The organism is Gemmatimonadaceae bacterium, from assembly GCA_020852815.1.
Lineage (GTDB): Bacteria > Gemmatimonadota > Gemmatimonadetes > Gemmatimonadales > Gemmatimonadaceae > SCN-70-22.
Genome location: JADZAN010000004.1, coordinates 30,222 through 50,201, shown reverse-complemented (window position 1 = coordinate 50,201; position 19,980 = coordinate 30,222). Strand labels below are relative to the sequence as shown.

The following is a 19,980-nucleotide window of genomic DNA, read 5'->3' as shown; positions in this document are numbered from 1 at the left end:
ATGCGCATCCGGCCGATGATCGGGGGGTGGTCCCCGCCCAGCATCACCCGCATCCGCGCCTCCGAGGCGCGGCGCCTGGTGACGCTCGAGGTGCCGGGACTCTCCGGCGACCTGCACCAGGACCTGGGGCGCGGGGCGCTGGTGATCGAGATCGAGGGATCGCTCTCCGGCGACGACGCGCGCGACACCTTCCTCAAGGACGTGCGCGAACAATACCTCGCCGGCGCCCCGGTCGACTTCGTCGCCGACATCGCCAAGGAGAGCGAGCTCGAACAAGTCTGGATCGAGGCGCTGGCCTTCGAGGAGTCGGCCGATGCACCCGACACCTTCTTCTATCGCATTGTGCTGCGCGAGTTCACCGAGCCACCCGCGCCGCCAGCGCCGGCGAGCGACCTTGGCTCGGAGCTGGGGCTGGAACTCGATGCGCTCGCCGAGCTCGGGCTCGACGCGCTCGACCTCCCCGCCATGGTCGACACACTCCCCGAGGTGGGGGATGTGGTGGCCCCGATCAAGCCGGGGGCCGATGCGCTCAAGTCGGCGTTAGGCGGATTGGGCGAGGTGCTGTCACCCCTCAAGTCGCTCTTCGGGGGGGCGTGACATGGCCGAACTCGCCTTCCTCGATGCAGTCACCACCTACCTCGCCGCCACGCCGCTCTCCCCCGTGGTAGCCGCGTCGCGCATCGGGGTCACCGATCCCTTCGCCGCCGGCGACCTGCCGAGTGTGGTCTTGTCGCTCGATGCCACCGAGCGGCGTCGCGTGGGGCTCGGCGATCGCGGCGAGTTGATGCACGGCGCACTCCCGGTCGCGACGTCGATCGATCTCGCCAACCCCGTACTGGCAACCGACCCGACGTTCACGCTGTTGAGCGCCGACCGTCGCTCGCTCGTGATGCCGCATGGTGGGCAGGTGCGTGCCGACGGGAGCGAAGGGGCACTGGCCAATGTCGACCTCATCGTGCGGCTCGGCGCGTCGACGTTCACCGTGGTGCCGGGGGCGCCGCAGGCGGGAGACGTGCGCGCCGATGCGCTCACGGGGACGCTGGTCTTTGGCGATGCGCTCCCCAACGCCGGCACGTTGCAGCTGCAGTACTTCCTGGGGGAGTGGGAGCGGCGCACGGAACGCATCGTGGGGACGCTGCGCGTCGACTGTTGTGCGGCGAGCGCCGCCGACGCGCAGGCGCTGGGCGCCTCCGTGGTGCGGCGCCTCCAGGGCCCGGAGGCGCGCGACGACATCCAGCTCCTGCTCTCGATCTCCCTTACGTCGTTAGGGGTGGCGGCGCATCGCCCGCCAATTGCCAACGTCGCGCCCGCCCAGCAGGCGGTCGCGCACTTCCGGCGTGCGGCGACCTTCGCCTTCGAGTACCAGCACCTCATCGACCGCGCCGACTCGTCAGGCGGCGTGATCCGGCGCATCCCGGTGAGGACGCGCCTCGAGGCAATCACGACCGACCGCGCGACGGGCGCGATCGTGCGCGACGTCATCACGGTACCCGGTTGATGCCTCCACCCTTCACGCCCCACTCGCGCGACGTACCCAGCGTCGCATCGCACCCTCACCACCCACGCACCACACGGCACGCCCTGGCCACAAGGAGATGACATGAGCGAGACAATCACCGAGACGATCCTCCCGGGCACGTACATCGACGTGCGGGCCGAGGGCTTGATAGGCGTGGGAGGGATCGCGACTGGCAACGTCGGCATTGTTGGCACGGCGCAACGCGGTCCGCTGGGGCAGGTGGTGACGCTGGGGAGCTACAGCGAGGTGCTCGACACCTTTGGGGCAGCCGACCGCTGGCCCGACGCCACCAGCGCGCAGGCCGCCGCGCTCACCCTCACGCGCGCCTGCCAGCAACTGTTTGCCGGCGGCGCCTCCACCGTGCTCGCCGTACGCATCGACGGGGCGGGGATGGACTCGGCGGAGTGGAGCATCCCAGATGCAGCTGGCGGCAACAGCCCGGCCACGCTCTTCACGCTCACCGCGACGTCCAGGGGGACGTGGGCCAACAGCGTCGTGGTGACGGTCACCGACGCCCAGGGGGAGCCGGCAACGATCACCCTCACGCGCGGGCGTGAGAAGGAGACGTTCAGCGGCGCCGGCGCCGGCGAGCTGGCGGCGGCGATCAACGACACGTCGCGCATTGCCACGGCGGGAGTCGTTGCAGCTGGCGACGTGGCCAAGCGGCCGCGTGCCGGCACCGTCGCGCAATCCAAGGCGGGGGCGGGGAACGGGAATCCCGCCACCGCTACCACCATCGCCGACGCGCTGGCCCTTCTCGAGGGGGCGACGGTGAACATCGTCGTGGTGGCAGGGGAGGGGCCGGCCACGGCCTCGGCGCCGCTCCTGGCCCATCTCGAGGCGACCGAGAACGCCGCGCACGAGCGCATCGGCGTGCTGGGCGCCTCGAACGGCGACGCCAGTACCGTCAACAGCGAGGCGACCTCGTTGCGCAACGGACGCCTGGTCTTCGTGGCGCCGGCCATCCGCGCCGATGACCCGGCGCGCGCGGGGGAGAAGACGACGGTCGTCACGCTCCCGCCCCCATACACCGCGGCACTCATCGCCGGGAAGATGGCGGCGCTGGCCCCGCACATCTCGCTCACCAACAAGGACCTCCCGGTGGCTGGCCTCGTCCCCGAGTACACGCGCGCCCAGCTCAAGGGGCTCGTGAACTCGCGCGTCCTCGCCGTGAGGAAGGACCTGGGCTTCCGCATCGTGAAGGGGATCACGACCGATGACGGCCCGTTCAAGCAGGTGAGTGTGCGCCGCATCGTCGACTTTGCCAAGGAGGGCGTGCGGCGCGGGAGCAATCCGTACATAGGGCGCCTCAACAACTCGCGCGTGCGCGCCGCGCTCAAGGCGACGCTCGATGGCTTCCTGTCGGGGATGGTGCTGGACGAGATGCTGACGGGCTACACGCTCGCCGTCACCGCAACGCGCGCGCAGGAGATCAACGGCGAGGCCATCGTGACGATGACGTTGCAGCCGACGTTCTCGATCGATGTCATCAAGGTCATCATGAACCTTCAATAACCAGACGGAGCATCGCACATGGCCACCACAGTGTACCACGGCGCCGACGGAACGATCTCCGTGGCGTTCGAGAGCGGTCCCGCCGGGGATGCCGCCAAGAAAGTGTCGGACACCTTCTCGCTCACGCCGGTTGGGCGCTGCACCGGCGTCACCATCAAGGTCACCAACGACGTGCGGGCGTTCCACGAGCTGGGGCAGCGCTTCGCGACCGACATCCGTCCGGGGAATCTCAACGTCACCGGGAGCATCCAGCGCGCCTACGTGAACGGCGCCCTGCTGCGCCTGATGTTGGGCGACGCCGCGGACGCGCGCCCGGCGGGCGCCTTCGTGGGGCCCTCGTTCAACCTGAGCGTCGAACTCAAGAACCCCGCCGATCCCGACAATCCTGCCACCGTCACGGTGATGGGGGTGCAGCTCAGCGCGTGGAACTACTCGCTCCCGGAGGATGACTTCGTGATGGAGAATGTCGACTTCCGCGCGTTGTGGGTGAAGACGGACGAGAAGAAGGCGAGCTGACCGTGGCCCGCCGACTGTCGGCCAGCGACCTGCTGGCGTCGAGCGAGACGACGTTCACGGTGGAGATACCGGGAGCGCTGTTCGGTCGCACGCCGGCCGCCGCGGGCCACTCCAACGACGACGTGCCTGCGGGGGAAGTGGTGTTGCGCCCGCTGCAGGTGCGCGACGTGGACCGCGCCGTGCGCGCCGCGCGTGAACAGCGCGTCCTCACCAGCGTCCTGATGGTGCAGCAGTCGCTGGTGTCACCGGCCATGACGGTGGAACAGGTGGCATCGCTCCCCGCCGGCGTCGCGCAGTACCTCACCGAGCAGGTCAACGCCATCAGCGGTCTTGCCGTGGACGGTGACGACCTCGAGGAAGCGGTGCGCGCCCCGCTCGCCAAGGCGTGCTTCATCCTGGCGCGCGAGTTCGGCTGGACACCGAACGAGTGCGCCGAGCTCACGGTGGGGCAGGTCCTGCTCTACCTGGAGATGCTGTCGCGCGAAGAGCGCCCGGTGGCCACGGCATGAGCCGCGCACCGCTCCCCTCGCTTCGTTCGCTCTTCGCCGCCGGCGGGGCGCCACTGGCGCTCGTCCGTCACGACGAGCAGCTGGCGGAGCGACTGGTGCGCATCGCGCGGGATCTCGTCCCGCCGATCGTGGAGCAGGGAGCGCGCGCGACGCAGGTCCTCACGGCGGTTCCCGACATCGCGCAGTTCCCCTCGTCGATCGATGCGCATGCCGACGAGTCGAGCGACGCGAGTGAGGCGCGAAACGACGAGCGCGCCGCGTCGCCGCGCCGACGCTCGTCGAGCACCGTGTCGAGCGCTGCGCCGCACGAGATGGAGAAAGCCGGCCACCCGCGCGGACCGGTGGCCGAGTGGCACAGGGTAGATCAGTTGTTGAAAGAGGAGAAGCGCGCAGCCCGACCAGAGCTCGGTGCCGCCGGCGAGGAGCGAGCGAGGACCTCGCGGGCCATGGAGCACGAAACCACGCGCAAGGAGAACGAGGGAGAGCGTCTCGCGAAGCTGCTCGGCGACCTGCTCGCCAACGTCGCGCGCCGCCAGATGGCACTCGGAAGGACGCCCGCCGTCAGGCGCAAGACTGACGCGGCAGGTGTGGCGCGCAGCGTGGTGCGTGAGGTCGCGAAGTCTGCCGCTGGAGTCGCGCGCATCCTGTCGCAGTTCGACAAGGACGCTACGACGTCACGAGGCGCCAAGGAAGGTGAGCGACAGGCTACGCGAGACAAGGCCACGACGCGTGAGAGGGTGCGCGACGCGCTCGGCGCCATCGACGCCATGACCAACCTGGTGCGCCGCCTCGAGCGTCGAGGCGCGAAGGAGTACGATGCGCGGGCGAACAAGGCGTTCACGACTCGGAATGTTGCAACTGACGATCACGCGCGCGAGCGGCGTCCGTCCGCTTCGGGCGGCGTTGCGATGCGGGGGAGCGCACCACGCGACGGCGAGCGCAGTGGCGTGCGCGCTGAGTCGCGGCGCGGTGATGAGCGGAGCGGTGTGACGATGCCGGCAATGAGCGAACCGGTCGCCCCGGCCGGCGGCTTCCGCGGGCTCGCACGCTGGGCGGCCGAACAGTCGGGAGACGCGGAGCTGTCGACGGCCATCGAGCGCGGTGACGTCGAGCGCGCCCCGATGCTGCAACAGCTGCACGCCACGCGGCGCGGTTGGACGCTGAGTGGCGACGAGCTGGCCTGGACGCTCGACAGTGCGGCGCGCAACGAAGGGCTCGACCTGGACGAGGTGGCATCATGATCATCCGTCACCCGGTCGCCAAACTCACCTCGGGAAGCCGTTCGCTCACCTCTGCGGAAGGCGGCGTCGTCCTGGTGGAGGCGCGCCTTGCGTCTGGCGGAGAGCACGACGCGATGCGCGCCGTCCTCTGGTCCACCTCGAAACTGGCGAACCTCGCCCCGGGCGATCCATTTGCCCTCGCGATGGGCGAACGCGACGCGCTCGAGGACGTGTCGGCAGGCGAAGTGACGCGCGCCGAGGTGCGTGAAGGGTACGTAGTGATCGACGCGCTATCGCACACCGCGAAGCTCTCGCGCGACCGTCGCTCGCAGAGCTGGGAAGACCAAACCGTCGGCGACATCGTGCGCGACATGTTGGGCTCCGTGCAGGCAGACGAGATCGATGCCTCGCTCCGTCTTCCCTGGTTTGCCGTGGATGTGCAGCGCACCATCTGGTCGCACCTGCGCGAGCTGGCAGCGGTGATTGGCGCGGAAGTGGGGTCGAGTGCCACTGGCGGCGTGCGATTCGTCCCGGTGAACGCGGCGCCCAACGTCCACACGTTGCGCCGCGGCGCCGATCTCGTGCAGTGGCAGCTGGCGGGGTACACCCAGCCGGACGCGCGCGGCGCGCGCGCCTACGGGGCGGCGAGCGAGTCGGGTTCGGCGCAATGGCACTGGCTGCGCGGCGACTCGGCGAGCGGCGCCGGTGGCGCGATCGGCAATGCTATCGCCGGCGCGCTGCGCACGCTCGACGCGGCCGATGCCGTCGCCACGGCACGCCAGCAGCGGCGCAGCCGGCGCACTGTGCAGGGGGTCGTCATCACCTCGGGCTCGCCCAAGGTGCGCCCCGGCGACGTGCTCACGCTCGAGGGCGTGGACGGTGCGCCGGCGACGCGCTGGCGCGTGCGCACCGTGACGCACCGGCTCGACGGTTCGCGCGGCCTCGCCACCACGCTGGGCGTGGAAGGAGCCGCCGCATGACGTCGCCATTGGCCACCATGCGTGCCCTGGTGCGTGAGGAGCACGACCGGCGTCGCTTTCCCGAGTTGGGGATCGTGACCCAGGTCTTCGCGAAGGGCGACGACGGGGGCAAGGAGAACCACCAGGTGGGGATCAAGCTCCCGGCCAGCGATGTGGAGCTGCTGCGGGCGCCGGTGGCGGTGGGGCGGCTGGGACTCGCGGCACTTCCCCGCGTGGGCGACATGGTGCTCGTCGTCTTCGTCAACGGTGACATCAACTCTCCCATCGTGGTGGGGTCGCTGTACGACTACCAGCAGCACCCGCCCAAGGCGACGGGGGATGAAATCGTGTACCAGGTGCCCGACGCCGCCGCGTCCGGCGTGCGGCGCGTGCATGTGGAGCTGCCGAGCGGTGCCACGCTGACCATGGACGATGACAAACTGGCCGTTGTGTACGGCGACACCAAGCTGGAAGTGAATCGCGACGGGAGCGTCGACATCGAGTCGTCGACGTCGGTTTCGATCAAGAGCGGGAGCGACCTCACGCTCGAGGCGCAGGGGAGCATCACGATCTCCGCGCAGCAGAATCTCGACCTCAAGGGGTTGCAGGTGAACGCGCAGGCGCAGGCCGCGGCGTCGCTCAAGGGGGCGCAGATCTCGCTGGCTGGCATGACACAATTCTCCCCCGCCTGACGATGCCCGGACCTCCCGTTTCCATCGGATGCAGCGTGATCGTCTCGCCGGGCGCCGCCGGGCCGCCGGACAGCGGGGTGCTACTGGTCGTCCCGCAGGGGGCGGTGACGGCGGGGGGGATGCCGCTCGCGGTGGTGGGGTCGATCTGCCAGATGGTCAACTCGGTGTCGGGGGTGCCGTATCCGCTGCCGATTGCATCTGGCGGTTCGACCGGCGTGACCATCAACGGGATGGGGATCCTGCGCGTGGGCGACGTGATCCAGGCCGGGTCGGGGATGCTGATGCTCCTTGGACCGCCGGCTGCACCCTACATCACCGATTCGGGGGCCTGATGACCGGACCCACGCGGTTCGACCGATTCGCGCAACAGGTGGGGCGCGACCTGCGCCTCGATTTCGCGCAGCATGGCGGCTTCCATGAGGACGCCGACCTCGGCGCCGGCCGTTCGGGCTCGCGCGCCTTTGACACCGATGTCGCGCTCGTCGAGGGGCTCCCCGCGTTCGAGCAGGCGGTTGCCATGCGCCTCAAGACGCGGCGCGGCGAGCTGGCCGCGTTAGGCCACCCGGACTACGGGTCGCGCCACCACGAACTCATGGGTGAGCCCAACACGCAGCGCACGCGCGACCTCATCAAGCTCTACGTCCTCCAGGCGCTGCGCGACGAGCCGCGCATCCGCCGGGTGCAATCGTGCGAGGTGGCTGCGGAGCACGCCCCGCCACGCGAATCGGTGCGCATTACCCTCGTCGTCGAGGTCATCGACTCGCCGGTCCCGCTCAACCTCGTGATTCCATTCTCGCTGGGAGTCTCCCCGTGAGCTACGCGCAGGAACCGTATGCCCAGTTCGTCGACGACCTGCTCACGGCGCTCACCGGCGGCGTGGCGCGCGAGCAGTTCGTCTTCGATCCCGACGGGGGGACGTACCGCCTGGAACCGGCGTCGCCCCTCCTCCCCTCCACGGTGCGCATCGTGGGGCAGCACGAGGGCGCCTTCACCACCTTCGAGCGCGATCGCGACTGGACGCTTGGCGTCGATGACGTGGTGCAGTGGCGCCAGCGCGCCGACGGGACACCCGCGGCCAACGCGCTGTGGCCCGATGGTGGGACGCTCTTCTTCGTCAACTACGATGTGACGCCGGTGGCAGGAGCCTTCCCGCTCCTCACCGATCGCAACCCGGGGAGCGTGACGCGCCTCCTGTCCGAGAGCTTCGCGCGAGAGTTCGCGGTTCTCTCTCGGCAGTTGGAGGGGGTTTATGAGTCGGGCTTCATCGACACCGCGACGGGACGCGACCTGGACCAGCTCGTGGCACTGGTCGGTGTCACGCGCCTCACCCGCTCGGCGGCGGTGGGCTCGGTGATCTTTGCCCGCTCCACGCCGGCCGCCGCCGACATCACGATCGAGGCCGGGACGCGCCTGTCGAGCGCGCAGCCGCCAGCCGCAACATTCGAGACGTCGTCCACGTGCGTGCTGCGCCGCGGGACGTTGAGCGTGGAGGCGCCGATACGCGCCCTCGTGAACGGGAGCGACGGCGTGGTGGCCTCGCGCGCCATCACGGTGATCAACCGTCCTGTCTTCGGCATCGACCAGGCGTGGAACCCTCAGTCCACGCGCCTCACGGGCGAGGATGAGACCGATGCCGCGCTCCGTGCACGCGCCAAGCGCGCCCTGCAGTTTGCCGGTCGGGCGACCACCGGCGCTATGCTGGGGGCGCTGGCCAACGTTCCGCAGGTGCGAGAGAAGGACGTGCGCGTGGCGGAAGATCCGCTGGCAAGCCCCGGCGTGGTCACGGTGAAGGTCGCGGTCCCGCTGTCACAGGACGATCGCAATCGCGCCGTGGAGCTCATCGAGCAGACGCGCCCGGTGGGGGTGCGTGTGCAGCACAACCTGGATGTGGATGCAGGCGCCGGTGCGACTGTCGAGGTCGGGGCCAACCCGGACGACGACACGAGCGTCGAGGACGCCGAGTTGCTCGATGCCTCGGGCGAGACGCTGGTCGCGGCGGGAAAGCTCTTCTATCCCGTGGCCGTGAAGGCGGTGGTGGTGCCTGCATCGGCGTTGTTGAGCGCGAGCGACCGCAACGACCTCAAGACGCGCGCGCTCACGGCGATCCAGGACACGGTGGCCGAGTGTGGCATTGGCGAGGCGGTGATCTACAATCGCCTCGTGGAGCGGTTGATGGCGATCGAGGGGGTGCTCGACGTGACGCTCGACCTGTGGGCCAACGTCGAGAACGCGGTGATTCCCAGTCACCGCAACCTCATCCCGCCCGCCACGTTGCGCCCGACGGTGCTGGAAGGCGAAGGAGGGATGGTCGCAGTGGACGTGGGAGCGCGCCTGGTCGCGCTCGACGTGCGCGTGAAGATCGAGCTCAAGGGGGCGGGGTTGCTCGGGAACGTCGCCACGAACCTCGAGGATGCGCGCGTGCAGGTGGCCGGTCAGCTGCGCGCCGAGGTCGACACGGTGACGTCGCTGTCGGTGGCGGAGCTGATGAAGCTCGTCGTCGACTCCGAGTTCTATGCGGTGACCGGGCTGGAGTTCACGATGGAGTACGTCGACGCCGGCGTGCGCCTGCATACGACCTTCACCGTGGCATCGCCGGCCGTGGCGGTGTCGTCGCTCGAGCGGTTGTGGGTGCGCACCGTGCGCCTGCTGGAGGATGCGTGAGCGCCACGGGTGAGACGCTGACCTCGCGTGGCCGGGCGATCCTCGGGCGCTTTCCCGTGCACCTGGACGTGGAGCGCGGGGGGAAGCAGCTCTCGCACGTCGTGGAGGCGTTAGGCGCCCCCTTCGACCCGATGGCCAGCCAGTTGGCGCGGGTGCGCAACGCGCGCCGCCTGGACTACGCCGCGGCGCTGCGCGACCTGGCGCTGCTGGGCGCGCTGCACGGGGTGGACGAGCGTGACCTCGGGTTGGTCTACGCAAAATCCGAGCAGCTGGCGGAACTGGTGGCGGCCGTGCGCGCGGAGATCCCCGTTGGCGGCGACTCGCTGCGCAGCGCGGCGCTGCGGCTCCTCGATGCGCTCGACGTGGCCGGTGGCGACGAACGGCTGGCCTCCTTTGCGCCTGCCGGCAACCCGGCCGACGCGCCTGACGAGCAGGCGGCAGCGCGCGCCCTGCTGGATGGCGTGGCACCGCTCATCGGCTTCGACGCGGTGCTGGAGGCGACGCGTCGTCGCCTGCGCGACATCTGCGACCTGCATGGGGGCGGGAACGGGACGGTGCGCGCGCTCATGATGGCGACGCTCTCCGTCCTCGACATGGAGGCGGATGCGGCGTACAACGCGACGGTGAAGGACGGGTTGCGCGCGGCCAACCGCACGGAGGACCTCGACCTCAACATCCGCGACGAGTTCTTCCATTCGGCGGACCACTTCTGGCACTCGTCCTACGTGCGAGCGTCGGCGCCGCTGGTGGTGGCCATCGGCGTGACGCTGCCGGCGGCACCCGTGACGATGGCGGAGGACGAGGCGCTGGTGGTGCTGTCTCAGCGCACCGGCGTTGCGGTGGGAACGCTGCTGGCGCGCGCCGCGGCGTTAGGCATTGCCGATCCGTCGCCGTCCACCCGCGTCGCCTTCGACGTCGCCGACGACATTGGCGCGGCCGGGGGGTTCGAGGTACAGCGCACGCGCCGCGGCTCGATCACGCTCACCGGGGCGATCGATCGTGCCTCGCTTGCCCGCCGCCTCGGCGCGGCCGACGCGAGAGTCGCACGGACGCTCACCGCGCTGCTCTCGCTCGACAGCGCGAGCGACACGATGCTCACGCCGCAGCAAGCGGCGGTCGTCGCCCGCAAGTGGGGGATGTCGGTGGCGCTGCAGCCGGAGCCGAGGCACGAGGCGGTGGGGTTGGAGGAGAACCCGCTCAAGCGGCAACGCATCCCCAGCATCGATTGCGAGCATGGGCGCCTGTTCACAGTGCGGCGACGTGGATTCGGGCGACAGACGCTGCGCATCCTGGTGGACGGCATCGAGACGTTCACCGTCGGCCCCATGTTCGTCAATCGCGACGAGGGGCGCGGCGTGGTCTTCAACGGTGATGTCCCTGCCGGGTCGCAACTGATGGTGACCGAGGAGGGGCGCGTCTTCCTCGACGGTGCAGACCAGACCTCGCGCGCGTCGTCGTGGGAGGGAGGGTGCTTTGCCGACGCCGCCAATCCTGCAAAGCGCGACTTCGTCTTCGACGGGCTCAAGGTGCCGGCGCGGACTCGTGCCCGCTTTGCCACGTTTGTCCCGGCCGGATCGCTCGATCGCGAGAGCGTGGTGCCGCACGCTCCGCTCTCGCTCACCATGCCGGGGATCAACATCGGCGAGACTCGTTTTGCCTTCTTCGTGCAGCTGGCGCACCACGCGCATCGCGGGACGCCACCTGAGCTCGACCTGCTCTCGACGCCGCGGATGTTCATCGGCTTCGCCGACCAGAGCACCTTCGCCGGCTCCGACGTCCCGGGCTCTCCCTCGCCGGAGGACCCGCCCGTGGGTCGCGTGACGCTCTCGTGGCTGGAGCACGAAGGGTACGTGGTGCGCGTCCTGGTACCGTCGCGCTTTCGCGCCCTGGATGGCGATGAGCCCGGTGTGCTGGCGCGCGTGCGCGCCGCGCTCGAGCGCGTGCGCCCGGCGGGGATCGAGCTGCGCGTGGAGTACGCCGACGATCGCTGGACGCTGGGGGAGGGGACGGTGACCGACCCGACGACCGTGCTCGACGACAATCCCAACGACCTGCTGCAGGGGGGGACGCGACTCTGGTCTCCCGACGACATCTAGCGCGCTCTCGCCTCGCACTCGCAACGCCTTCGCCTCGCTTTCGCCTCGCTTTCGCCTCGCTTTCGCCTCGCTTTCGCCTCGCTTTCGCAACGATCTCGACCGACGCTCATTCGGAGTGCACGCCATGGAACTCAAGCCATTCGTCCGCACCCTCGTTCGTCCCGGGCAGCCGCTCACCGCGCAGGGGTGGAACGACCTGGTGAACGGCATCGACAACGTGCACACCTTCCTGCGTGCGACGCTGCACGTGGTCTCGGTGCACATCACCAACACCGGACTCGATGCACGCGACGTGCGCGTGACGGCTGTCCGCAGCGACCGTCCGCCGGTGGAAGGGGTGCGACCCACCGAGGCGACCGGGGCGCACACGCTCACCGGGCTCGAGGCCGGTGGGTGGACTGTGGTCGCCGTTGCTCCCGGCTTTCGGGCCGCCTCGCAGGCGGTCACCATCGCCGACGAGGGGAACACCGACGTCAAGCTGGCGCTCGAGGCGTCGGCCCGTGCGATGCCGGACCTCTTCGGCCTCACGCTCAACGACGCGATCGCCCAGTTGCAGGTGACGGGGATTCCGCTCACACGACTGCTCGACTTCGAGGGGAGCGACTACGCGCCGGCCAATCCGGGGCGCGAGCAGCTCACGCAGCCAGTGCTGGCGCAGTCGCCCGTGGCCGGTGCGCTCCTGGACAGTGCGGCCACCAGTCGCGGTGCCGCCGTCGTCATCGCCGTACCGGCGCAGCTCGAGTCCGTGGTGGAGGTGCCATCACTCGCCGGCCTCACGCAGGACGAAGCGAAGCGGGTCCTCGAGGACCTGGGGCTCCGCCTGGGCAAGGCCACCGTCCTCCAGCCGCGCACCTAACGACCTTCCAGAGGATTCCGACATGACGAGCCCATTTCGCCTGAACCCGATCAAGACCGCCACCGTCGACGCGTCGGTGCTCGCGGCGGCGAATCCGTCGGCCTTTGCCGCGGTGCGACCGGAGATCTCCAAGGTCGTCGACCTCGAGGCGACCAAGACCAAGGCGACGATCGTTCGCGGTACCGAATCGGTGGAGACGCCGGAGATCAACATCACGCGTGCCTCGGGGATCCTCGATGCCTTCATCCCCATTCCGCGCGTCGGCATTCCGCGCGGCGTGAAGCAGAGCATCGCACCGGGGACACTGGTGGCACGCGGGACGGCGATCGACATCGAGTTCCTGGCTCCCGACCTGGTGCAGCTGGGACTCTTCGAGGGGGTGCACCTCGACCTCCGCGCGCGCACGGTCCCCGCGGTGGCCACGCTCCTCGACGATCCCGAGGTGGTCGCGGCCCTCAAGAAGGACAGCACCACGCTCACGGCAGCCGAGCGACAGAACGTCTCGGTCAAACTGGCCGCAGCTGGCGTGACGGTGGACGACACCAGCGCTGACAAGTCGTTCGGTGCGGCGCTGGTGGGGCTCAAGTCGGCGCAGGCCTTCCGGTAGTCGCATGGCCGACGCCATCGCCCAGGAGATCACCGCCACCCAGGCGGCGATCATCCTCCCCTTCTTCGGGTTCCCGCCGTCGGTGACGAACGGCGGGGCCGTGGTGTCGCAGGTGCTCTCGCTCCCGCTGAACGGCGTGCTCACGTCGCTCCCCGTGCAGCTGCAGGTACTGCGCGCCGAGTGGTTCTCCGCCACCGACGTGGCGCAGGTGCGCGATGGCGGGAGTCCGGCGAGCGGGGAGCGCGCGCTGGTGGTGGACTTCGGCACCTCGCGCACCGTGGCGGCGGTTGCCTCGGCTTCGGTCACCGCGGCGACGATCATGTCGGTCCGGCGTTGGCTGGGGGCGGCCTTTGATGCGACGCCGCTCTCGCTGCAATCGGGATTGTTTGGCGGGGCCACGACCTTCGCCTCCGAGGTCCGGAGCGAGCGCCTCCTCGTCACGTGCAAGGCATCGTCGTTCGAGGCGGCGCGCGATGCGATGGCGGTGCAGCTGCCGGAGATCCCTGCCGACCTGGAGCTGCGCATCGATGGCGGGGCGCCGGTGTGGACCTCGGTGGGCGCCGTCACGGCCGGGACGCTCCCCGAGGGGACACCCGCGTTGCGGCTGGCGGCGACCGGGACGGCCAACGGGACGCAGCGCTGGCGGAGCGTGGCCGCCACCGGAACCACCGCCCCCGCCTCCTTCCTCCAGGAACTCGACCTCGCGGAGCCGCTCAACGCCCTCATCGGAGATTCCGATGCGCCGCATGGCGCGCTGCGCGAGGTGAGCCTCTCGTTGTCGTCGCGCATCCCCGGGGCCATCGCCCTCACGACCCCCGTCGACCTGCACCCCTTCCTGCAGCATCGCTCGCGCGTCACACTCGGCTCCACCGACGCGCAACGCAGCGTGACCTTTGCCACCGAAGGATTGCAGGAGATCTCGCTCACGCTCCCCGAGTGGGCCGAGTTGGCACTGGGCGCCAGTTGCAGCATCGTCGGCACTTGCGACGGGACGCGCGTCATCCCGCCCACCGGCTCCGATGCCGCGCCGGTCGATGCTCCCGTCCAGCTGCCGGCGGGAGACAGCGCGGCGTTGCCCGTGCCGCTGGCGGAGCTCGTCCTCGACGGGGCGCGTTCGCTCGCGCTGGCGATCACCAGCACGCAGGGGCTCCTCACGCTGTCGGGAGTCCGCGTCCCGCTCATCGCCGACGTGGGCGGGTGCGAGGTGCGCGTCGTCCTGCTCGCGCACGACGCGGTAACCATGGCACCCGCCGCGCCCATCGATGGCGGGACGGGGAAGCCGGTCACCGTCGAGGCGCGTGGCGACGGTGGCGAGCAGTGGGTCACGCTCCCGCTGCAGTCGCCCTACACACTGAAAGCAGGGGAGATCGTCCACGCGGCGCTCCACCTGTTGCGCGGCGCGGCGACGATGGCGGTGGCGGTGGCGGTGCCGTACGTCGTCCCCGCTGACCGCGCGAGCGGGGAGGCGTGGCCCGCCGTGAGCGACTTCGCCCTCCCGTTCCGCGGCCCGCCGGTCGGCCCGTGGGAACTGATCCCGGCGGCACCCGACCTTGCGACGTTTCGCGGGCGGTTGCGGCTGGTGGGGAGCGCGCCCAGCGACCGTCCCATTGCCCCGGTGCGCGTGGCGCTCGGTCGCCTTCCCGGCGCCGGCGATGGCGTCACCCCCACCGCGAAGGGGGTCGCCGTGCAGCTGACGGCGGCCTCCGAGTCGACCGGCACGCTCCAGCTCGTCGCCCTCACGCCGTGCACGCTCACCGTGCGCGACGTCGTCCTCACCGTCACGGCTCGAGTCTGACCTATGGCCACCGACGCGCGTGCGCAATTCCTCGATGGGCTCCGAGTCACGTCGGAGCACCTGACCCACCTGCAGGACCGACTGTACGAGGCCATCCACGACCTGCGCACCACGGTGGGGCTGGGGCGCGTGGGGTGGGGGTTCCGGGTGAGCGCCGATGCCGGCGGGGTCCACGTCGAACCCGGCGTCGCCTTTGCGCCTGACGGGTCGCGTCTCTCGCTCGAGTCGGCGGCCACCTTTCCCCTTCCCTCCGACGGCGTACACAGGGTGCGGCTGGCGGTGACGGCAACCGACCGCGAGGCGTTGCGGCTGGACGGGACGCCGACGCTCATCCTCACCACCACCGACGTCGTCGTCGAGCCCGACTCCGCCGACGCCGTTGTCGCCAGCTCGCTGGTCGTTGCCCAACTCACGATTGCCGGCGGCAACGCCACGGTGGCGCAGGACGAGGCGCGCTTCGTGGCGGTGGGCGGTCACTCGCATAGCGGCGACTTCGTGCAGGACGCCGAGGGGCGGTGGCACTTTGACGGAGTGCGCCTGTCGCCGCAGGCCGCTCAGGGGCCCAGGGGCGATGTGGGTCCGGTGGGGCCTGCCGGTCCACTGGGGCCAGCGGGTCCCGCCGGCCCTCCCGGTCCACAGGGCGACGCCGGGCCGGCTGGGCCGCCGGGACCGGAAGGGGCTGCAGGACCGGCCGGCGCGCAGGGGCCGGTTGGCCCGGCCGGGGGGACACAGGGAGTTCCAGGGCCGGCCGGCCCCGCGGGCCCCGCGGGTCCTCCGGGTCCCGACGGTGCGCCGGGCCCCGCGGGTCCTCCCGGTGTCCCCGGGCCGGCGGGCGACGCTGGCCCTCCCGGCCCGGCCGGGATTCAGGGTCCGCAAGGCGCGACAGGTAATGAAGGCCCCGCGGGTCCCGCCGGTCCTCCGGGGCCAGTTGGAGCGGACGGACCCCCAGGGCCCGCCGGTCCTCCGGGGGCGATCGGGCTCCCGGGGCCGGTCGGCCCGCCGGGGCCTGCCGGTGTGGCGGGCGATGTTGGTGCTGCGGGAGTCGCTGGCCCCCCCGGCCCACCGGGCCCCGCCGGTCCCGTGGGGCCGCGCGGCCCCGATGGCGTTGCCGGAGCCGACGGCGCTCAGGGCCCGCCCGGCCCTGCGGGACCGGACGGTCCGCAGGGGGCGCCGGGTCCTCAGGGCGTTCCGGGGGGCGACGGACCTCCGGGTCCGGCTGGGCCTCCAGGTCCCATTGGCCCACCCGGGCCCGACGGGCCGCAGGGCGTGCCGGGAAACGACGGCGCGGTTGGTCCGGCTGGCCCTCCGGGGCCCCAAGGCGTTCAAGGTGACCCGGGAGAGCCGGGCCCTCCGGGGCCACCGGGGAGCGTTGGCGCGCAGGGGGTTCCGGGGAACGACGGTCCCGCGGGACCGCCGGGCCCTCCCGGGGCGACCGGCGCAACCGGGGCCGACGGCGCGGTGGGGCCGCAGGGGGCGCAGGGGCCGGCGGGGCCCGGACTGGAGAGCCTGGACCTGACGGTGATTCGTGCGACGTCGTGGAAGCACGACGACACGGTCGCCGCCGACGTGGCGCTGCAGATGCTCGACGACATCGCGGTGACGTTCAACCGCTCGATGGAGACGAGCATCGTGAGGGCGCAGCCGCCGGTGGTGCAGGTCTGGTACGAACGCTTCGACGCGAACAACACGCCGCAGCAGCTGGTTGTCCTGCAGGGAAAGCTCGTCTACTCGGCGCGTATCGTGCGCTGGTCGTCGATACACGCGGCGGCGGACATGATGCGCATCATGAAGGGCGCGACCGGGCGCTATCTCATCCGCGTGCATTGCAGCTACCTGCTCGACGTGAACAAGAAGCCCATGTCGTCCACGCCGGAATTCATCCTCCAGACCGGCTTCCCGCCATGGCCGGGCGGGGTGTTCGAGAGCTGGTTCTTCGCGAAGGGGTAGCCTAACGAACTATCGCCTGCGACTCCCACCCGTTCACCATGCGCCGAATCCCATCGCGCAGGTGAGCGGTGTGGAAGTTGATGAGGAGGCCAATGCGGTACCGCGACAGGCGCAAGTAGGTGAGCAGCTGCGCTTCGTGGATGGGGATGAGCTTGGCGACGCTCTTCACCTCGACGACGATACTTTCCTCGACGAGTAAGTCGACGCGGTAGCCAATGTCGAGAAGCATCCCATCGTAGCGAACAGGAATCGGAACCTGGGATCGCGCGGAGAGGCCACGTCGCCGCAGTTCATGCTCGAGGCATGCCAGATAGGTCGCCTCCAGAAGACCCGGCCCGAGGATCGAATGCACCTTCATGGCCGCCTCGATCACGGGACGAGTTTCCTTCCACATCACACGTTCAGTCATTGCCGTGCCCTCCGTGCCTCCGTGCATCCTCCGTGTTGAAACACAAGCGCGCCGGCTTTCGGCGCCAGCAACGCTACGAGGTTGCGTCACGTGGCCGTCACATGGCCGGCGGTGGCGTGCGGGGGATTTGAACACGGGGGACGCACGGAGACACGGAGGGGCACGGAGGACTGCGATGGGGGGGTCGCTCTGTCTCGTCGGGACAGCGGCTACCGTGCCTTCTCCCTACAAATCGATGCGCGCCGACGTGTCGAAGTCGCGGTCGCCTTCCAGTGCCATGCCCACCTGTTCCACCGCCGCCTGTCCTGGCGGGGTGAGGCGCCCTCGGCGCAGGAAGTCGGCGATGTCCTCGGCGGGCATTGGCCTGGCGAACAGGTAGCCCTGGGCCTGCGTGCAGCCTAACGAGGAGATCCACGCCAGGGCGCCGCCCGATTCCACGCCCTCGGCCGTCGTGATGCAGCCGAGCCGCTTGGCCATCAGCGTCACCGCCTCGATGATCGCCCCGCGGTGCTCGATCGAGGCGCCGCCGGCCACGAACGATCGGTCGATCTTGATCTTCGTCACCGGATACGTCGTGAGGTGGTTGAGCGACGAGAAGCCGGTGCCGAAGTCGTCCAGCGCGATCCCGATGCCCAGGGCGCGCATGTCCGTCAGCAGCTTGATGGTCCCCGCGTCGTGCGAGAGGAAGAGCGCCTCGGTGATCTCGAACTCCAGGCGGTGTGCCGCGAGGCCCGAGCCCTGGAGGGCGTCGCGCACGGTCGCCAGGAGCGATGGGCGCCCCAGCTGCGCCGGCGAGAGGTTCACCGCCACGTGCAAGTGCGCGGGCCACTGCGCCGCCTGCAGGCAGGCCTCGCGCACGATCCAGTCGCCTAACGGCGCAATGAGCCCCGACGACTCGGCGATGGGGACGAAAGCGTCGGGGGCGAGGAGTCCACGCGTGGGGTGCTGCCACCGCACCAGCGCCTCGAACGCCACCGTGTGCCCCGTGACCAGGTCGATGATGGGATGGTAGTGCAGGAGGAACTCGTCACGCACGAGGGCGAGCGTGAGGTCCTCCTTGATCGTACGCAACTCCTCCGCTTCGGCCAGCATGAGCGACGAATAGCGCGTCGCCGTCCCGCGCCCGTTGTCCTTTGACCGGTACAGCGCGAGGTCCGCGTTGCGGATCAGGGTGTCGACGGTGTCGCCGTCCTCGGGACCAAAGGCGATGCCGACCGACGCCCCCACCGTGACGCGCGTCCCCTGGATGGTGTAGGCACGCGCCACGCGCGCGATGACCCCCTCGGCGTGCGCCTGGACCTCCTGCGCCGTGGCGGTTCCCCAGTAGAGGATCCCGAACTCGTCGCCACCCAAACGACCGACAGCGATCGTCGCCCCTTCGATGGCGCGCAGCTCGGCGGCGACCTCGCGCAGGAGGTCGTCGCCCGCCGGGTGCCCCAGCGTGTCGTTCACCGTCTTGAAGTGATCGAGATCCACGCAGGCAATCGCCATTGCCTCGCCGCGACGCCGTGACTCGAGCAGCGCCTCGGCCGCCCGCGCGCGGAAGGCCGAGCGATTGCGCAGCCCGGTGAGGATGTCGGTCTGCGCCATCCACGCAATCTCCTCACGCGCCCGGCGCACGTCCGTGCTGTCCGATCCCACGCCACGCCAACCGGCAATCGCTCGTTGGTCATCGTGGATCGGCGAGGCGCCGATCGACCACCAGCGCGTCTCGCCGGCCACGATGGCCGCCACCTCGAGGTCGCGGAACGGCTTCCCCGACGCCAGCCGCTCGCCCAGGCGATGGCGGCTGACGGCGTCGAGCAGCTCGAGGAAGGGGCGCCCGATGAGCGAGCCATCGCGCGCGGCACTCACCTCGGCGAAGCGCGCCGAGTGCTCGGTGATGATGAAGTCCCCATCGAGCTCGAAGAGCCAGTCGGAACCGTTCTGGTCGAACTCCGCCAGCAGCAAATCGATCACCTGGCCGCGCTCGCGCAGGTCGAACTCGGCCAGCAGGCGATCGACGAAGATCCGGGACGTGGCCCGCGCGCTCACGTACACCACGGCGCCGTACCCCAGCAGCAGCCCCATCATGGGCAGGCGATAGGGGGTGTGCGACAGCGCGAGCGCCCCAAAGGCACCAAGCGACAGCACGGTGATGTACGACCCCGATGCGGGAGGGACGGTGGCGAGGACGAAACCGCCGGCGCAGAGCATCCCGGTCACGACGGTGCCGAGGACGAGCTGCGCCTCCGCATCCACGAGAGGGAACCACGCCATGGCGACAAAGGCCCACAGCGCCGCCAGCACTCCCGCATGCATCGCCGCCCGTCGGAAGGCGCGCTGCGACGCTCTCGCGCGCGGGGCGCGACGCTTCCCCTCGTACCACGCCCGCGAGCCAAGGACGACGACCGCAAGGACCGCCGTCATCCAGAGCGCGATGGCGCGATGACTCACCTGGTCGGCAATCGTGTTCGCGACCAGCCCCGCGTTCACCACGTTCACGAGCATGGTGAGCGGCGTGAAGCGGAAGATCTCGTGCAGCTGCGCGGCACGAATGCGCGCCGCCGTGTCCTCGTTGGGCAAGCGATCGGGCGTATCGATCGCGTCGATCGGCGTGCCGGGTGTAAGGACGGTCACGCCAGCGTCGTGAGGGGCGTGCGGCACGCGATCGTTGGCCGGCAGGACGCGAACCGGGGG

The 19,980-nt window shown here is 70.4% G+C and carries 18 protein-coding genes; 16 read left to right on the top strand and 2 right to left on the bottom strand.

The features are described 5' to 3' along the window. The 16 genes from IT359_03845 (at position 1) to IT359_03770 (ending at position 16,892) form a co-directional block, all read left to right on the top strand. Positions 1 to 597, top strand: coding sequence for a hypothetical protein (locus IT359_03845; protein ID MCC6928106.1), 597 nt, complete (start codon positions 1 to 3; stop codon positions 595 to 597). 1 nt (position 598) lies between these two features. Continuing rightward, on the top strand, positions 599 to 1,498 hold the full coding sequence (locus tag IT359_03840) for a hypothetical protein (protein ID MCC6928105.1): 900 nt from the start codon (positions 599 to 601) through the stop codon (positions 1,496 to 1,498). Positions 1,499 to 1,600: 102 nt separating this feature from the next. After that, complete coding sequence (locus IT359_03835; GenBank protein ID MCC6928104.1) at positions 1,601 to 3,034, top strand: hypothetical protein; 1,434 nt, start codon at positions 1,601 to 1,603, stop codon at positions 3,032 to 3,034. A gap of 18 nt (positions 3,035 to 3,052) precedes the next feature. Beyond that, on the top strand, positions 3,053 to 3,550 hold the full coding sequence (locus IT359_03830; protein ID MCC6928103.1) for a hypothetical protein: 498 nt from the start codon (positions 3,053 to 3,055) through the stop codon (positions 3,548 to 3,550). 2 nt (positions 3,551 to 3,552) lie between these two features. Beyond that, complete coding sequence (locus tag IT359_03825; GenBank protein MCC6928102.1) at positions 3,553 to 4,059, top strand: hypothetical protein; 507 nt, start codon at positions 3,553 to 3,555, stop codon at positions 4,057 to 4,059. Further along, positions 4,056 to 5,300 carry a hypothetical protein gene (locus IT359_03820; GenBank protein MCC6928101.1) on the top strand — a complete coding sequence of 415 codons (1,245 nt, stop codon included), beginning with the start codon at positions 4,056 to 4,058 and terminating at the stop codon, positions 5,298 to 5,300. Before IT359_03825 ends, IT359_03820 begins: the two co-directional genes overlap by 4 nt. Continuing rightward, a complete protein-coding gene (locus IT359_03815; protein MCC6928100.1) occupies positions 5,297 to 6,259 on the top strand; it encodes a hypothetical protein in 963 nt (320 codons plus the stop codon). Before IT359_03820 ends, IT359_03815 begins: the two co-directional genes overlap by 4 nt. Next, positions 6,256 to 6,930: a hypothetical protein gene (locus IT359_03810; protein MCC6928099.1), complete on the top strand. Its 675-nt coding sequence runs from the start codon at positions 6,256 to 6,258 to the stop codon at positions 6,928 to 6,930. The genes IT359_03815 and IT359_03810 overlap by 4 nt, the downstream gene beginning before the upstream one ends. Before the next feature lie 2 nt (positions 6,931 to 6,932). Then, positions 6,933 to 7,262: a hypothetical protein gene (locus tag IT359_03805; protein MCC6928098.1), complete on the top strand. Its 330-nt coding sequence runs from the start codon at positions 6,933 to 6,935 to the stop codon at positions 7,260 to 7,262. Then, the gene (locus tag IT359_03800; GenBank protein MCC6928097.1) at positions 7,262 to 7,744 is read left to right on the top strand and encodes a GPW/gp25 family protein; all 483 of its coding nucleotides are present in this window, start codon (positions 7,262 to 7,264) and stop codon (positions 7,742 to 7,744) included. Before IT359_03805 ends, IT359_03800 begins: the two co-directional genes overlap by 1 nt. Then, positions 7,741 to 9,591 (top strand): hypothetical protein, encoded by a 1,851-nt coding sequence (locus IT359_03795; GenBank protein MCC6928096.1) that lies wholly within the window; start codon positions 7,741 to 7,743, stop codon positions 9,589 to 9,591. The genes IT359_03800 and IT359_03795 overlap by 4 nt, the downstream gene beginning before the upstream one ends. Further along, entirely contained in the window at positions 9,588 to 11,687 is a 2,100-nt protein-coding gene (locus IT359_03790; GenBank protein MCC6928095.1) for a hypothetical protein, read from the top strand. The genes IT359_03795 and IT359_03790 overlap by 4 nt, the downstream gene beginning before the upstream one ends. A gap of 124 nt (positions 11,688 to 11,811) precedes the next feature. Continuing rightward, positions 11,812 to 12,543, top strand: coding sequence for a hypothetical protein (locus IT359_03785; GenBank protein MCC6928094.1), 732 nt, complete (start codon positions 11,812 to 11,814; stop codon positions 12,541 to 12,543). Between the two features lie 22 nt (positions 12,544 to 12,565). Then, a complete protein-coding gene (locus IT359_03780) occupies positions 12,566 to 13,150 on the top strand; it encodes a hypothetical protein (GenBank protein MCC6928093.1) in 585 nt (194 codons plus the stop codon). A gap of 4 nt (positions 13,151 to 13,154) precedes the next feature. Further along, the gene (locus IT359_03775; protein MCC6928092.1) at positions 13,155 to 14,945 is read left to right on the top strand and encodes a hypothetical protein; all 1,791 of its coding nucleotides are present in this window, start codon (positions 13,155 to 13,157) and stop codon (positions 14,943 to 14,945) included. Between the two features lie 3 nt (positions 14,946 to 14,948). After that, positions 14,949 to 16,892: a hypothetical protein gene (locus tag IT359_03770; GenBank protein MCC6928091.1), complete on the top strand. Its 1,944-nt coding sequence runs from the start codon at positions 14,949 to 14,951 to the stop codon at positions 16,890 to 16,892. 1 nt (position 16,893) lies between these two features. On the opposite strand, the gene IT359_03765 is transcribed toward IT359_03770, so the two are convergent. Together IT359_03765 and IT359_03760 are read right to left on the bottom strand one after the other, a co-directional pair. Continuing rightward, positions 16,894 to 17,301 (bottom strand): GxxExxY protein, encoded by a 408-nt coding sequence (locus tag IT359_03765; protein MCC6928090.1) that lies wholly within the window; start codon positions 17,299 to 17,301, stop codon positions 16,894 to 16,896. A 225-nt stretch (positions 17,302 to 17,526) separates the two neighbouring features. Beyond that, positions 17,527 to 19,920 (bottom strand): EAL domain-containing protein, encoded by a 2,394-nt coding sequence (locus IT359_03760; GenBank protein ID MCC6928089.1) that lies wholly within the window; start codon positions 19,918 to 19,920, stop codon positions 17,527 to 17,529. Positions 19,921 to 19,980: the final 60 nt, after the last annotated feature.

Bases quoted from the DNA above. Each gene is read 5' to 3' on its own strand.
- IT359_03845 (MCC6928106.1), top strand. From the start codon at position 1: ATGCGCATCCGGCCGATGATCGGGGGGTGGTCCCCGCCCAGCATCACC.
- IT359_03840 (MCC6928105.1), top strand. From the start codon at position 599: ATGGCCGAACTCGCCTTCCTCGATGCAGTCACCACCTACCTCGCCGCC.
- IT359_03835 (MCC6928104.1), top strand. From the start codon at position 1,601: ATGAGCGAGACAATCACCGAGACGATCCTCCCGGGCACGTACATCGAC.
- IT359_03830 (MCC6928103.1), top strand. From the start codon at position 3,053: ATGGCCACCACAGTGTACCACGGCGCCGACGGAACGATCTCCGTGGCG.
- IT359_03820 (MCC6928101.1), top strand. From the start codon at position 4,056: ATGAGCCGCGCACCGCTCCCCTCGCTTCGTTCGCTCTTCGCCGCCGGC.
- IT359_03815 (MCC6928100.1), top strand. From the start codon at position 5,297: ATGATCATCCGTCACCCGGTCGCCAAACTCACCTCGGGAAGCCGTTCG.
- IT359_03810 (MCC6928099.1), top strand. From the start codon at position 6,256: ATGACGTCGCCATTGGCCACCATGCGTGCCCTGGTGCGTGAGGAGCAC.
- IT359_03805 (MCC6928098.1), top strand. From the start codon at position 6,933: ATGCCCGGACCTCCCGTTTCCATCGGATGCAGCGTGATCGTCTCGCCG.
- IT359_03800 (MCC6928097.1), top strand. From the start codon at position 7,262: ATGACCGGACCCACGCGGTTCGACCGATTCGCGCAACAGGTGGGGCGC.
- IT359_03785 (MCC6928094.1), top strand. From the start codon at position 11,812: ATGGAACTCAAGCCATTCGTCCGCACCCTCGTTCGTCCCGGGCAGCCG.
- IT359_03780 (MCC6928093.1), top strand. From the start codon at position 12,566: ATGACGAGCCCATTTCGCCTGAACCCGATCAAGACCGCCACCGTCGAC.
- IT359_03775 (MCC6928092.1), top strand. From the start codon at position 13,155: ATGGCCGACGCCATCGCCCAGGAGATCACCGCCACCCAGGCGGCGATC.
- IT359_03770 (MCC6928091.1), top strand. From the start codon at position 14,949: ATGGCCACCGACGCGCGTGCGCAATTCCTCGATGGGCTCCGAGTCACG.
- IT359_03765 (MCC6928090.1), bottom strand. From the start codon at position 17,301: ATGACTGAACGTGTGATGTGGAAGGAAACTCGTCCCGTGATCGAGGCG.